This window comes from Sphingorhabdus sp. M41 (genome assembly GCF_001586275.1).
GTDB lineage: Bacteria > Pseudomonadota > Alphaproteobacteria > Sphingomonadales > Sphingomonadaceae > Parasphingorhabdus.
The window spans coordinates 2,772,588-2,785,371 of record NZ_CP014545.1; the positions used below are offsets into that span (position 1 = coordinate 2,772,588).

Below are 12,784 nucleotides of genomic sequence, written 5' to 3' on the forward strand. Positions count from 1 at the left end.
CTTGCAATCCCCGTCGCGCTATAGCGATTTCACGACCATTCGACGACTCATTGATGACGAATATATTACAGGTTTAATCGGATTCGCACAAAGCATCAGGGCAATTGCATGTTCAGCAGAGCGCCAAGATCGTCGAGCGCCTGCTGCTCGGCCGACACCTTGATTGCCGCCATACCAAGGGCCGCTGCCGGTTTGCAGTTGATCCCGAGATCATCGAGATAGATGCATTGCGCCGGATCGGCGTCCAGCGCCTCGCACATCATCTGGTAAATTCGCGGATCGGGTTTGCGCACACCCGCCTTGCTGCTCTCGATAATATGATCGAAACGCTGCATGATATCCTTCACCGCTGCCGCCTTCTCGTCATCCATCGCCATGCCCGCGCCCTTGCCGGCCGGCACATTGTTGGTGATGCACGATATGGTGAAGCCTTCGACCTTCAACCGGTCCAGCGTTGCCACCATATTGGGACGCACATCACCGGCGAGCCGCGCCAGCACATCGGCGCCGCGCAATTCGATGCCGATGGCGCGCGCTTCCGCAGCAAAAGCTTCATCGAAGCCGGCGCTGTCCAGCTCGGCCCGTTCGAACCGTGCCCAGGCATTGTCATCGGGATTGGCACTGTTGATCCGTCGGACGCTGTCTTTCGGCACGCCTTTTTCGGCTTCCAGCCGGTTGAACGCTTCAAAAGGCGAGGATGTAATCACCCCGCCAAAATCAAAAATTACAGTTTCATATGTCATGCAACAGCAGCTCCAAAAATCCATCCAATAGCGGCGGTGGCAGCCATGGCAGCAGCCCCCCAGAAAGTCACGCGAACGACAGGCCGCAAAACCGGCGCGCCGCCGAGCATCGCCCCGGTCGCTCCCAGCACGGCGAGCAATAATAGCGCCGCACCCGAAACCACCCAGATCAGCAACTCACCACTCAACAGCGCCGCAAGAATCACGGGCAATATCGCCCCGGCCGCAAAGGCCAGCGCAGAAGCAGCAGCCGCCTGCAGCGGCTTGGCGGAAAAATGGGCGGTCAGCCCAAGCTCGTCGCGCAAATGCGTGCCCAGCGCGTCATGCGCCGTCATCTGGTCGGCTACCTGTTCTGCAAGGTCTGCCGTCAAGCCGCGGTTCTTGTAGATCGATATCAGCTCGAGACGCTCGGCCTTGGGCTGGTTTTCCAGCTCCCAGGCTTCCTTGGCGCGCTCCGCCTTTTCGCTATCCGCCTGCGAACTGACCGACACATATTCGCCCGCAGCCATAGACATCGCCCCGGCCACCAGCCCGGCGAAAGCGGTGAGCATTATGGTTTCCTGGGATGTGGCAGCTGCCGCCACCCCGACCACCAGACTGGCAGTCGAGACAATACCGTCATTGGCTCCCAATACCGCCGCGCGCAACCAGCCAACCCGGTCAAGCCGATGGGGTTCATTATGCAATCTTGACAATGGCCGATCCTATTTGTTGAGATATTCCAGTTTCAGTCCCGGCCGTTTCCAGCGGGTCTTGACCAGTTTCCCGGTCGCTGACAGGCATATCCACGCATCCATCATATCATCGCCGCCAAAGCAGATATTGGTGGTAAAGATATCCGGCGTCGGAACAAATTCGACCAGCTCGCCCTCGGGTGAAACCACGCTGATGCCGCTTTCACCGATGGTGGCGACGCAGATATTGCCGCATTCCTCCATCGCCAGACTGTCGAAAAATTTATAGCCGGAGGGCCGATAAAGCGGGATGCCCGGGCCACCGGGACCGGCATCGGGCGCGACCTTGCCGGGCGCAGTGATATTGAACTTCATCAACCGGCAGGTGAAGGTCTCGGCGGCGTAGAGCGTCTTGCCATCCGGGGAAATGCCGACGCCATTGGGATTGTTCGACGGGAAAATCACTTCTTCGAGATGGCTGCCGTCAGCCTTGGCATAGAAGATGCCGACAATGTCATGACAGCGTTTTTCATAGTCGGTCTTGCCATGATCGGTGAACCAGAAGCCTCCATGGGCATCGAACTGGATGTCATTAGGGCCGCGCAATATGCAGCCGAAATCGCCGTCATTATAGAGCGTCTCGACTTCACCGGTCTCGGGATCGACCCGCTGGATGCTGCCACCGACATAGTCCTTGGCGATACCGGCGGGGGTCAGAAAACCATTTTCATCATGATATTCAAAGCCACCGTTGTTGCAGACATAGATTTTGCCATCCGGGCCCATTGCGGCACCATTGGGACCACCACCGGTTTTCGCGACCAGCTGCTTGGTACCATCGGGCAGGACGCGGGTGAGCTGCTGCGCCTCGATCTCGACCAATATGACGCTACCATCCGGCATTGCTATCGGGCCTTCGGGAAAGCGCAGCCCTTCGGTGACTATCTCCATGAATAACTCCTCTCATTATTTGTCACAGTCATTGCGGGATTTCCGCTACAAGTCTAGTGCTTAGGCAGAAGGTTACAGGAGCAACTATGTCCAACGCTTATCCCCGAAAATTGCAATTCCATATTGATGGCGAATGGATCGACGGCGAGGACCGCGCGGTCCACGAGGTCGTCAATCCGGCGACCGGCGAAGCGATTGCCGATCTGCCCAAGGCGACGACAGCCGATCTCGACCGCGCCCTGAACGCAGCCGACCGCGCCTTCCCGGTCTGGCGCGACACACCGGTGGCCGAGCGCGCCGCAATATTGCACAGAGCCGCTGACCTGATGCGCGAGCGGGCGCCGGAAATCGGCCGCCTGATGACCTTCGAACAAGGCAAGCCGCTGGCCCAGGCGATCGGCGAAGTCACCGCTTCGGCCAGCCATTTCGATATCATGGCCGAGGAAGCCAAGCGTTGCTATGGCCGCGTCCTGGTGCGCCCGGCTGGCCAGAACAGTTTTGTCAAATATCAGCCAGTCGGACCGGTGGCGGCGTTCAGTCCATGGAATTTCCCGGTCTTCACCCCGGTGCGCAAGCTGGCCCCGGCGATTGCCGCCGGCTGCTCGATCATTCTGAAGCCCGCAGAAGAAACCCCGGCCAGCCCGATCGAAATGATCCGCTGTCTGATCGACGCGGGCCTGCCTTCCGGCGTTGCCCAGGTCGTCTTTGGCGATCCGGCGCAAGTCTCCAGCCATCTCATTGCCTCGCCGGTGATCCGCAAGATCAGCTTCACCGGCTCGGTGCCGGTTGGCAAGCATCTGATGAAACTGGCCGCCGAAGGCATGAAGCGCACGACCATGGAACTGGGCGGCCATGCGCCGGTGCTGGTCTTTGACGATTGCGATATCGAAAAGACGCTTGATCTGGTGGTCACCGGCAAATTCCGCAACGCCGGTCAGGTCTGCGTCTCGCCGACCCGCTTCTATGTCCAGTCCGGCATTTATGACCGGTTCGAAAAAGCCTTTACCGAACGCGCGCAGAAGATCAGCGTCGGCGACGGTTTCGACTCGGTCGACATGGGCCCGCTCGCCAATCCGCGCCGGCCGAGCGCCATGGGTGCGATGATCGACGATGCACGGACCAAGGGTGCCGACGTCAGGCTCGGCGGCGAACGGCGCGGCGACAAGGGGTTTTTCTTTGACCCCACCGTGCTGTCCCACGTCCCGCTCGATGCCAATATCATGAACGAGGAACCGTTCGGCCCGGTCGCCGTGATGCGGCCGTTCGACACGCTCGACGAAGCGATTGACCAGGCCAACCGCCTGCCGCTGGGTCTGGCGGCCTATGCCTTCACCGAGAGCTTGCGCACCGCCAATATGGTTGGTGACAAGATCGAAGCGGGCATGGTGGCGATCAACAATCTCACCGTCAGCCCCGGCGACGCACCCTTTGGCGGCGTCAAGGAAAGCGGCCACGGGTCGGAAGACGGGCCGGACGGGCTGAAAGCCTATATGGTGACCAAGGCGATCCATCAGGCTTGAATAATATAATCTATTCGCTTCCGCGCATGCGGAACATGCTTTTCTATTTTGTCACGCGAAGCCGCGAAGGCGCAAAGAGGTTGGGACATGACGAAATTTCTTCGTGTCTTCGCGGCTTCGCGTGATAACTATGTGATGATGTTTGAAGAGTGAGGGATATCCCCGCTTTCGCGGGGAGGTTGAGGGAATATCGATATGACAAAACGCACCGGAGCACAGATTCTCGTCGACCAGCTAGTCATCCAGGGCACCGACCGCATCTTCACCGTCCCCGGCGAAAGCTTTCTCTCCGTCCTCGACGCTCTGCACGACTGCGGCACGATCCAGACCGTCTCCACCCGTCAGGATGGCAGCGCCGCCTTCATGGCGGAAGCCGACGGCAAGATGACCGGCCAGCCCGGCATTGCCTTTGTCACCCGCGGCCCCGGCGCGACCAATGCCAGCATCGGCGTCCACACCGCGATGCAGGACAGCACGCCGATGATCCTGTTCATTGGCGACGTCGCCCGCGAAGACCGCGATCGCGAAGGCTTTCAGGAAGTCGATTTCACCGCGATGTTCACACCGCTCGCCAAATGGGCCGCGCGGATCGACAATGCCGCGCGCATTCCGGAATATATCGCGCGCGCCTTTGATACCGCCAGTTCCGGACGCCCCGGACCCGTTGTACTGTCCCTGCCCGAGGATATGCTGCGCGACGAGGTCGAAACGCTCAACCGGCCGAAGGTGATCGCCCCCGCCCAGCCGCTCTGTCCCGATGCGATGACCACGCTCACCGATATGCTGCGCGATGCCACCGATCCGATTGCAATCATCGGCGGTGCGGGTTGGAGCGAGAAGGCGAAGCATTATTTCGCCCAATATGCCGAGCGTATTGGCCTGCCGGTCGCGGTCGCCTTCCGCCGTCAGGATAATTTCCCCAACGAGAGCCCGGTCTACGCCGGCAATCTCGGCTATGGCCCCAACCCGAAGCTTACCCAGCGGATCAGGGACGCCGATCTGGTGCTCGCGGTCGGCGCTCGGCTCGGCGAGGCGACCACCGACGGTTACACATTGATCACCCCCGATCACCCCGACCAGATATTGGTCCACGTCCATCCCGACCCCGACGAACTCAACCATGTCTATCGCACCGACCTGCCGATATGCGCCGAGATGGGCGAATTTGCCGAACAGGTGGCGCTGTGGGACGACGACCTGCTGCCGTTCGACGCCGGCAAGGCGGCGCATCAGGACTATCTCAAATGGTCCACCCCCCAGCCGACCGAAGCGAAGCTCGACCTCGGCCTGTGCGTCGCGGCGATGCAGCAACAGCTCCCCGCCGATGCGATCATTTGCAACGGAGCCGGCAATTTCTCCGGCTGGTGGCACCGCTACTGGAAATATGGTGCTTTCCCCAGCCAGCTCGCCCCGACATCCGGTGCCATGGGCTATGGCGTCCCCGCATCGGTCGCCGCCGCCCTGCGCTTCCCCGACCGCGTCTCGGTGGTGATTGCCGGCGATGGCGACTTCATGATGAACGGCCAGGAACTCGCCACCGCGATCCAATATGACGCCAACCTGCTGGTGCTGGTCATCGACAATGGCAGCTTCGGCACCATCCGTCTGCATCAGGAGCGCGAATATCCGGCAAGGCTTTCGGCGACCTCTCTCAGGAACCCCGATTTTGCCATGCTGGCCAAAGCCTATGGCGGCTGGAGCGCGACGGTCGAAAGCACCGCTGAATTTGCCCCCGCGCTGGCAAAGGCGATACAGCGCAAAGGGTTGCGCTTGCTGCATCTGAAAACCGATGTGGAATTTCTGACTGCGGCGGGAGCGACGGTGAGCGGGTTGCGAGCGAAATAGCCCCGGTCAGCCGCCGCAAAACTGCTGCATCACAAATATCTTGATCCCCAGCCCGATCAGGATCAGCCCGCCCAGCACCTCGGCCCATTTGCCGATGCGGGCACCGACCAGTGCCCCCAGATAGACGCCCGGCCAGGTCAGCAGCGCCGTGGTCAGCCCGATCACCGCGCAGGCCACCGCAATCGGCGCGCCAATGCTCGGCAGGGTGATCCCCGCAATCGCTGCATCGATGCTGGTGGCGATCGCCACGACCAGCAGCGGCCACAGCGACAGCTCCTTCAACGGCTCGTCCGGGTCACGGTCCAGCCCTTCCCGGATCATCCGCAGCCCCAGCCCGCCGAGCAGCACCAGCGCGATCCAGTGGGCCACCGATTCGATGGAGGCAGCAAAGGCAATCCCCAGCCCCCAGCCCAGCAGCGGCATGATCGCCTGGGCAAGGCCAAAGGCGAGGCTCATCCGCAGGGCCATCGACCGGTTGGGGCGACTGGAAGCGCCCTGCGCCATCGCCGCCGCAAAGGCATCCATCGCCAGACCCAGGGAGAGCAGAATCAGGGAGAGCATGATCATGGCGATGCCTTGAAAGCATTGCCGAAAAAACTCAACCGCCCAATAGGCTTATTCGCCCGCCATCACCAATATCGCGGCCCATTCCCGCTCCCCCACCGGCGCCACCGAAAGTCGCGTCTGCCTGAGGATCGCCAGGTCCTTGAGCTCCGGATTCTGCTTCATCGCCTTCAGCGGCACCGGCTTGGCCAGTTTCCGCACCGGCTTCACCTTAACCACCACCCATCGATCCGGGTCAGTCGTGACATCGGGAGAAGCCTCTTCGCTCACTTCCATGACGCCAACCACTTCCAGCCCGGTGCGCGAGTGGTAGAAAAAGACCTGATCGCCTTTCTTCATCGCTTTCATATTGTTGGACGCTTGCGCATTTTTGACGCCGTCCCAGGTGCCTTCGCCCTCGGCGACCAGGTCATCCCAGCCATATTCGTCCGGCTCCGATTTCATCAGCCAATATTGCGGCATGTTTCGCTCCTTCTCTGCTCGGGTCATGCTAGCCGACAGCGCCGCAACAAAAAAGGCCCCGCAATCTTGCGAGGCCTTGCTTGTCATTCGGTTTCCGAATCTATTTGGGCATCAGCACAGCATCGATGATGTGAAGCGTTCCGTTGCTCGATTCCACATCGGCTTGCGTCACATTGGCCTTGTTGCCGGCGCCGTCTTCCAGAACGATCTTGTCGCCGTCCATGCTCGCCTTGATCACGCCGCCCTGCAAGGTGGTGATGCTGGCGGTGCCGCCGCCATCGGTGATCGCCTTGGCAATATCGGCAGAGGTCATGCTGCCCTCGACCAGACCGAATTTCGTGATGCCGGCCAGTTCATCCTTGTTGTCCGCATGCATCAGCTCGCTCAGCTTTTCTGCGTCCATCTTGTTGTAGACTTCGTTGATCGTCGCAAATGCGGTATAGGAACCTTCGCCGTCGAGCTCGGCGCCAACGCCGGAGAGACCGAGCAAGGTGCTCGCGGTGCTGAGGTCGGGATTGGCCTGCAGAACAGCGATCAAGTTGGTAGGCTGTTTTTCATCGGCGATCCGCGTGTCGAGGATTTCCTGTTCCTCCTTGCTCAGTTCCGAAGAACAGGCCGGTACCAATGCCAGCAGGGTAGATGCCAGAATAATCTTGGGGGCGTTAAACATGAATTTCCTTTCCTGTGATCAATCCGTTCGCCGCACCTTGCGATCAAACGGTGATGAAATTCGTAGGCGCGAACTAGGCCGCCCGGCAGCAGAAAGAAACCCACAATAGTCCTAATAAAAAAGGGCCCCGCCAGTTGGCGAAGCCCTTTCCAGTTCATCCTAGTTCGGGGGATGAAAACTAGCCTGGCATGACAACCGTGTCGATCGCGTGGATCACACCGTTGGAAGCCTCGACATCGGTCAATATGACGGTCGATTTTCCGCCAGCAGCATCTTCCAGAATAACGGAATCGCCTTCCAGAGAGGCTTTAATCTGCGCGCCTTGCACGGTTGTCAGCGTCGCGGTGCCGCCACCATCGGTGATCGCTTTTACGACATCGGCCGCTTTCAGTTCACCGGCAACCACATGATAGGTCAGCAATGCCGTCAGATCAGCCTTCTTTTCCGGGGTCAGCAGAGCGCTCAAGGTAGCCGGGTCAACCTTGGCAAAAGCATCATTGGTCGGTGCGAACACGGTGAACGGACCCTCGCTGCTCAGGGTTGCCCCGAGATCAGCAGCGGTCACCGCGGTTACAAGGGTTGAGAAATCAGCATTGCCAGCAGCAACATCGACAATCGTGCCGGTCTCCGCGGTCGTCGCTGAATCCATCATGGCGTCGGCAGAACTTTCGTCAACGGCGGCCTGAGGGGCTTCGGTCGAGCAAGCTGCAAGAGCGATGACAGCAGTGGTCGTCAATATCATTTTAGGGGAAATACGCATGATAAGCCTTTCAAAATTGCAAATGCATCCCTGCCAGCCGCAATGACGACCGACATTCGGGTTTTTACAAGATGGGCCATATCCGGACGGGTTCAAACCTGTCCTTTGGGGCGTATCGGGGATTTCAGTCCTTGCCGAGGTGAACAAAGTCGCGGTCAAAGCCCTTCAGACTGGCCCCGCCATCGACATAGATGATCTGGCCGGTAACAGCATTGGCCCCCGCCAGATAGACTATGGCATCGGCAATATCTTCCGGATCAGGAAGTCGTTCGAGCGGCATCATCGCGGTGATATTGGCCAGCTGATCTGCACCATATTCTCCCGCTGTCAGAGTCAGGCCCGGAGCGACACCGTTGACACGGATCCGGTCTGCGCAGGCGACTGCCAGCGAGCGCACCGATCCGGCCAGAGCCTGTTTGGAAAGCGTGTAGCTCAGCTGGTCCTGATTGGGATTACGGATACGCTGATCGAGAACATGGATGACGCACGCCCGTTCGCTGTTTTCAGGCCGGCGATGATGGAGAGCAGTGGTCAGCAATACCGGAACAAGGCTGTTGACCCGGAAATGCGCCTGCAGATCCTTTTCGAGGATTTGGCCGACATTATCCTGTCCGAAAATCGAGGCGCTGTTGATCACCAGATCCGGCGTCCGACCGAAGTGACCGACAACCGCATCCATCAAAGCTTCTGCTGCCCCCTCATCGAGAAAATCCTGCTGAAACCCGGACCATATACAGCCCGTTTCCTGCAGCCTTGCAGTCAACTGCTCATCGGGAATGGCATCGCTATTGCCGTGCAGCGCCAGCGCATAGCCGACATCGGCCAATCGTGCGGCAATCGCGGCCCCAACCCGCTTTACGCCGCCGGTGACGAGCGCGAGCGGTCGGGTCATTTCCTGCTCCGGCTTAGCGTGATACCGATCTGCTCCCCTTTTTCGGAGATCAGCAATTTGACGATCTTCACGGTAACCCGCAACACATCCTGATCCTGCAGAAACAGCGTCTCGATGATATGGTCGGCTACCGCCTCGATCAGCTTGAAATGCACGCCCTCGGGCAGTGCCGTGGTAGCGGCATGTTTGAGATCCATGTAATTTTTGGAATGATCAAGCGAGGTGTCCGCTTCATAGCGTTCCTGTATCTTGAGCTCCGCCGCGATCGAAATGCGCAAAGGCTGCGGCAAATGGGTTTCTTCGGAATAGATGCCGGTGAGTACGTCAACATCGAGATCGTTGACTTCCAGGAGCAATGTGTCTGTCATAGATATTCTCTGACCATGTTAGCGGGAAAATGGCAAGTCAGGCCGACCAGCGGGCGAAAATCGCGGTCGGCAAAAGCAGTCCCCGCGCTTCCTCGCGCACCGCCAGTTCACCCACCTCGATCGTGCCGCCAAGATGGGCCAGCTTCTCGTTGAGCAGCGAACCCAGCGCCAGCGCCGACATGCGCACGGCATAAACGGTCAGGAACAGGCAGCGACTGTCGGCGTCGAGCAGCTTCCCGCAATTCTCGACCAGTCCGGCCAGATGCTCTTCCAGTCGCCAGATTTCACCATCCGGGCCGCGACCATATTTAGGCGGGTCGAGCAGGATCGCATCATAGCGCCGTTCGCGCCGCACTTCGCGGGCCGCAAATTTGGCCGCGTCGTCAATAATCCAGCGGATCGGACGATCGCTCATTCCCGACAGAGCCGCATTGTCGCGCGCTGCCGTCACCGATTTCTTCGAGGCATCGACATGCACCAGATTGGCTCCGGCTGCGGACAGCGCCAGCGTACCGACTCCGGTATAGCCAAACAGATTCATCATCTGCGGCGATTCGAGCGCCTTCAGATTGCCGCGGAACCAGCGCCAGACCGGGTCCATGTCGGGAAAATAGGCGAGATGCCGGAAAGGTGTGCACTGGGCGGTGAAAGTCACCTCCTCCCAGTTCATCTGCCAGCCTTCTTCCGGGACATTGGCGTTCAGATGCCAGCGTCCTCCGCCATCCTCGTCCGACGCGGGAATGAATTCGCCATCGGCCTGCCAGTCGTCCTTGGCCGGTGCCCACATCGCCTGCGGCTCCGGGCGGATGAAATGATATTTTCCATATCGCTCCAGCTTGCGGCCATGTCCGGAATCGATCAGCGCATAGTCGCTGCGCGGATCGCTGATCATCAATATCGGAACGAGGCTGGATTCAGCCATCGGTCGGCGTGGCGTTGGACATGATAAATTCCTTCACCGCTTCATAAGTTCCAGGGAGCTTGGTATATTTTTCCTCCCGGTCAAACAGATCCCCCACGCGGCGCGGCAACGCCGGACGAATGCCGGTTGCCCGTTCCACGGCATCGGGGAATTTCGCCGGATGGGCGGTGGCCAGTGTCACCACCGGTACCGCGGGATCGAGATCGGCATGCTGCGCGGCCGACAGACCGATGGCGCTATGCGGATCGATCACTTGACCGGCGCGGTCCTGCGCCCAGCGCATTGCCAGCGCCATATCGTCCGCATCGACACGGTGACTGGTAAACAGCGAAGCCGCAGCCTCCCGCATGCCGGACTCCAGCTGCATGTTATGGCTCTTTTCAAAGTTGGCCATGCGCGCAGCGGTTTTGCCGCCGTCGCGGCCTTCGAGATCAAACAAAAGCCGTTCGAAATTGCTGCTGATCTGAATATCCATCGAAGGCGCGGCGGTAGGGGTCACGGTTCCGGTGGAATAATCACCTGCACTCAATGCCCGGTGGAGGATGTCATTGACGTTGGTCGCCACGATCAGCCGCTCGACCGGCAGTCCCATTTTCGAGGCGACATAACCGGCGAAAACATCTCCGAAATTGCCTGTCGGCACGGAAAAGGCGATCTTGCGATGCGGAGCGCCCAATTGGCTCGCGGCGTAGAAATAATAAACGACCTGCGCCATCAGCCGCGCCCAGTTGATCGAATTTACCGCCGAGATCGAGAAACGATTGGTCACTTCCTGATCGGCAAACATCCGCTTCACCATCGCCTGGGCATCATCGAAACTGCCATCGATCGCGATATTGTGAACATTAGGCGCGCGCACCGTGGTCATCTGCCGACGCTGGACATCGGAAATCCGGCCATCGGGATGGATCATGAAGATATCGACCTTGTCCCGTCCCGCCAGCGCGTCAATTGCGGCTGAACCGGTGTCGCCGGAAGTCGCCCCGACAACCGTCAGATGCTTGTCCTGACGGGCGAGAAATTTCTCGAAAAACAAGCCCAGCAGCTGCAAAGCCACGTCCTTGAACGCGAGTGTCGGCCCGTGGAAAAGCTCGAGCAGCCATTGCCGCCCGTCGAGCTGTACCAACGGCGTTACCGCTTCATGCGAGAACCGGCCATAAGCCTGTTCACAAATGTCACGCAGTTCCGCTTCATCAAGCGCATCGCCGACAAACGGCTGCATCACCCGGACGGCAACCTCGACATAGGAAAGACCCGCCATCGCTGAAATTTCTGCGGGGCTGAACGACGGCCAGGATTCCGGCACATATAATCCGCCATCGCCAGCCAGACCGGCCAGGGTTACTTGTTCGAAATTCAGTGCAGGCGCTGCGCCTCTGGTAGAAATATAATCCATGATGGCGAGCGGGTTAGGACAAGTTGCCGGATTGGGCAACGCCCTTGTTGCGCCCCCGGAGCGCGATCAGAAAAATGATCAACGCAATGCCGGCGAAGAGAAACCACTGGACTGCGTAGGACAGATGATTGTTCGGAACGTCCTCCAGCGCGGGCGGCTGGCTTTTCTGCAACCCTGCAACCGGTTCGCTGGCGACCAGACGAATGATATACTGGCTGTCCGGCGCGATAATGCCGTCGACGATTCCGCCATCCCATTCCGGGTCATCCGGTCTCTCCGACCAGCCGGCTACGACTTGCGCGCCAGGGCCCTCAGCGCCTGCGGTGCGGCACTGGGCAATATGCGCCCAGCCCGACTGGCCGTTGGCGCTGCGCCCGCTGGTGGATCGCCAGCCGATAACTTCCAGACAGTTGACGGTCGACTTGCGGAAATAGGGCGCGTCCTCTGCGCTCGGCACGGCGGGATAAGCAATGGCAGGCATATCCGACGCCGCCGCATAGGTTGCCAGCAACCCGTTCTTCCAGTCTGCGCGCTGCAATTGCCAAATGCCGAGACCGGCCATGGTGGCCACGGCAGCCAGAACGAGGATGGTAACGAATATCGGAAGCCGCTTGATCATGGACAGTCGCTTCCGTCAATAGTGCCTTCGCGGGCCTGATTGCGATGCTCCAGAATCAGCAACAATGCCTTCGACACCCTGAGCGATCCGACAACCGCCGCCACGGTCAATGGTACCCAGAGCATTATATGAATCCAGATCGGCGGATGAAAATTCGCCTCCACCGCCAAGGCCAGGCCGAGGATAATCGCGCCGACTATCAATGTCAGAAAAGCGGCCGGACCGTCGCCGACATTATATTGGCTGAAGTCGAGTCCGCAGGCTCGGCATTTGTCCGAGAATTTTGTCAGATTTGCGAACAATGTCTTTTGTCCGCAATTGGGGCAAAGACCAAAAAGGGCAGCAGGAAGAACCTCCGGCTGCCCTTTTTCATTTTCGGTTTTGGTCAACGCAATGGC

At 59.5% G+C, this 12,784-nt stretch carries 15 protein-coding genes; 2 read left to right on the forward strand and 13 right to left on the reverse strand.

The annotated features are described in order from the left end of the window. Nucleotides 1-95 precede the first annotated feature (95 nt). Genes AZE99_RS13125 through AZE99_RS13135 form a run of 3 tightly spaced genes read right to left on the reverse strand, consistent with a single transcriptional unit; the run spans nt 96 to nt 2,368 of the window. On the reverse strand, nt 96-743 hold the full coding sequence (locus tag AZE99_RS13125) for an HAD-IA family hydrolase (RefSeq protein WP_067201951.1): 648 nt from the start codon (nt 741-743) through the stop codon (nt 96-98). Beyond that, the gene (locus AZE99_RS13130; protein ID WP_067201954.1) at nt 740-1,438 is read right to left on the reverse strand and encodes a VIT1/CCC1 transporter family protein; all 699 of its coding nucleotides are present in this window, start codon (nt 1,436-1,438) and stop codon (nt 740-742) included. Before AZE99_RS13130 ends, AZE99_RS13125 begins: the two co-directional genes overlap by 4 nt. A gap of 9 nt (nt 1,439-1,447) precedes the next feature. Then, nucleotides 1,448-2,368, reverse strand: a complete 921-nt coding sequence (locus tag AZE99_RS13135) for an SMP-30/gluconolactonase/LRE family protein (protein ID WP_067201957.1) — start codon at nt 2,366-2,368, stop codon at nt 1,448-1,450. 86 nt (nt 2,369-2,454) lie between these two features. On the opposite strand from AZE99_RS13135, the gene AZE99_RS13140 reads away from it, so the two are divergent. Together AZE99_RS13140 and AZE99_RS13145 are read left to right on the forward strand one after the other, a co-directional pair. Beyond that, nucleotides 2,455-3,888 (forward strand): NAD-dependent succinate-semialdehyde dehydrogenase, encoded by a 1,434-nt coding sequence (locus tag AZE99_RS13140; protein WP_067201960.1) that lies wholly within the window; start codon nt 2,455-2,457, stop codon nt 3,886-3,888. Between the two features lie 195 nt (nt 3,889-4,083). After that, complete coding sequence (locus tag AZE99_RS13145) at nt 4,084-5,733, forward strand: thiamine pyrophosphate-binding protein (protein WP_197460195.1); 1,650 nt, start codon at nt 4,084-4,086, stop codon at nt 5,731-5,733. 6 nt (nt 5,734-5,739) lie between these two features. On the opposite strand, the gene AZE99_RS13150 is transcribed toward AZE99_RS13145, so the two are convergent. The 10 genes from AZE99_RS13150 to AZE99_RS13195 all read right to left on the reverse strand — a co-directional run bounded on the left by AZE99_RS13150 (nt 5,740) and on the right by AZE99_RS13195 (nt 12,781). After that, the gene (locus AZE99_RS13150) at nt 5,740-6,300 is read right to left on the reverse strand and encodes a manganese efflux pump MntP (protein ID WP_067201966.1); all 561 of its coding nucleotides are present in this window, start codon (nt 6,298-6,300) and stop codon (nt 5,740-5,742) included. 48 nt (nt 6,301-6,348) lie between these two features. Further along, on the reverse strand, nt 6,349-6,846 hold the full coding sequence (locus AZE99_RS13155; protein ID WP_335339212.1) for an EVE domain-containing protein: 498 nt from the start codon (nt 6,844-6,846) through the stop codon (nt 6,349-6,351). Nucleotides 6,847-6,859: 13 nt separating this feature from the next. Then, entirely contained in the window at nt 6,860-7,429 is a 570-nt protein-coding gene (locus AZE99_RS13160) for a fasciclin domain-containing protein (RefSeq protein WP_067201968.1), read from the reverse strand. 178 nt (nt 7,430-7,607) lie between these two features. Next, on the reverse strand, nt 7,608-8,189 hold the full coding sequence (locus AZE99_RS13165; protein ID WP_067201971.1) for a fasciclin domain-containing protein: 582 nt from the start codon (nt 8,187-8,189) through the stop codon (nt 7,608-7,610). A 124-nt stretch (nt 8,190-8,313) separates the two neighbouring features. Beyond that, nucleotides 8,314-9,081, reverse strand: a complete 768-nt coding sequence (locus AZE99_RS13170) for an SDR family oxidoreductase (RefSeq protein WP_067201974.1) — start codon at nt 9,079-9,081, stop codon at nt 8,314-8,316. Beyond that, entirely contained in the window at nt 9,078-9,449 is a 372-nt protein-coding gene (locus tag AZE99_RS13175; protein ID WP_067201977.1) for a dihydroneopterin aldolase, read from the reverse strand. Before AZE99_RS13175 ends, AZE99_RS13170 begins: the two co-directional genes overlap by 4 nt. 37 nt (nt 9,450-9,486) lie before the next feature. Then, nucleotides 9,487-10,371 carry a class I SAM-dependent methyltransferase gene (locus AZE99_RS13180; protein ID WP_082788379.1) on the reverse strand — a complete coding sequence of 295 codons (885 nt, stop codon included), beginning with the start codon at nt 10,369-10,371 and terminating at the stop codon, nt 9,487-9,489. After that, the gene (gene thrC / locus AZE99_RS13185) at nt 10,364-11,767 is read right to left on the reverse strand and encodes a threonine synthase (RefSeq protein WP_067201979.1); all 1,404 of its coding nucleotides are present in this window, start codon (nt 11,765-11,767) and stop codon (nt 10,364-10,366) included. The genes AZE99_RS13180 and thrC overlap by 8 nt, the downstream gene beginning before the upstream one ends. Before the next feature lie 13 nt (nt 11,768-11,780). Then, entirely contained in the window at nt 11,781-12,386 is a 606-nt protein-coding gene (locus AZE99_RS13190) for an SURF1 family protein (protein ID WP_082788380.1), read from the reverse strand. Beyond that, nucleotides 12,383-12,781 carry a DUF983 domain-containing protein gene (locus AZE99_RS13195; RefSeq protein ID WP_067201982.1) on the reverse strand — a complete coding sequence of 133 codons (399 nt, stop codon included), beginning with the start codon at nt 12,779-12,781 and terminating at the stop codon, nt 12,383-12,385. The genes AZE99_RS13190 and AZE99_RS13195 overlap by 4 nt, the downstream gene beginning before the upstream one ends. Nucleotides 12,782-12,784 lie beyond the last annotated feature (3 nt).

Coding starts and splice junctions, on each gene's coding strand:
- AZE99_RS13125 (WP_067201951.1), bottom strand. CDS start 743: ATGACATATGAAACTGTAATTTTTGATTTTGGCGGGGTGATTACATCC.
- AZE99_RS13135 (WP_067201957.1), bottom strand. CDS start 2,368: ATGGAGATAGTCACCGAAGGGCTGCGCTTTCCCGAAGGCCCGATAGCA.
- AZE99_RS13140 (WP_067201960.1), top strand. CDS start 2,455: ATGTCCAACGCTTATCCCCGAAAATTGCAATTCCATATTGATGGCGAA.
- AZE99_RS13145 (WP_197460195.1), top strand. CDS start 4,084: ATGACAAAACGCACCGGAGCACAGATTCTCGTCGACCAGCTAGTCATC.
- AZE99_RS13150 (WP_067201966.1), bottom strand. CDS start 6,300: ATGATCATGCTCTCCCTGATTCTGCTCTCCCTGGGTCTGGCGATGGAT.
- AZE99_RS13155 (WP_335339212.1), bottom strand. CDS start 6,846: ATGACAAGCAAGGCCTCGCAAGATTGCGGGGCCTTTTTTGTTGCGGCG.
- AZE99_RS13160 (WP_067201968.1), bottom strand. CDS start 7,429: ATGTTTAACGCCCCCAAGATTATTCTGGCATCTACCCTGCTGGCATTG.
- AZE99_RS13165 (WP_067201971.1), bottom strand. CDS start 8,189: ATGCGTATTTCCCCTAAAATGATATTGACGACCACTGCTGTCATCGCT.
- AZE99_RS13170 (WP_067201974.1), bottom strand. CDS start 9,081: ATGACCCGACCGCTCGCGCTCGTCACCGGCGGCGTAAAGCGGGTTGGG.
- AZE99_RS13175 (WP_067201977.1), bottom strand. CDS start 9,449: ATGACAGACACATTGCTCCTGGAAGTCAACGATCTCGATGTTGACGTA.
- AZE99_RS13180 (WP_082788379.1), bottom strand. CDS start 10,371: ATGGCTGAATCCAGCCTCGTTCCGATATTGATGATCAGCGATCCGCGC.
- thrC (WP_067201979.1), bottom strand. CDS start 11,767: ATGGATTATATTTCTACCAGAGGCGCAGCGCCTGCACTGAATTTCGAA.
- AZE99_RS13190 (WP_082788380.1), bottom strand. CDS start 12,386: ATGATCAAGCGGCTTCCGATATTCGTTACCATCCTCGTTCTGGCTGCC.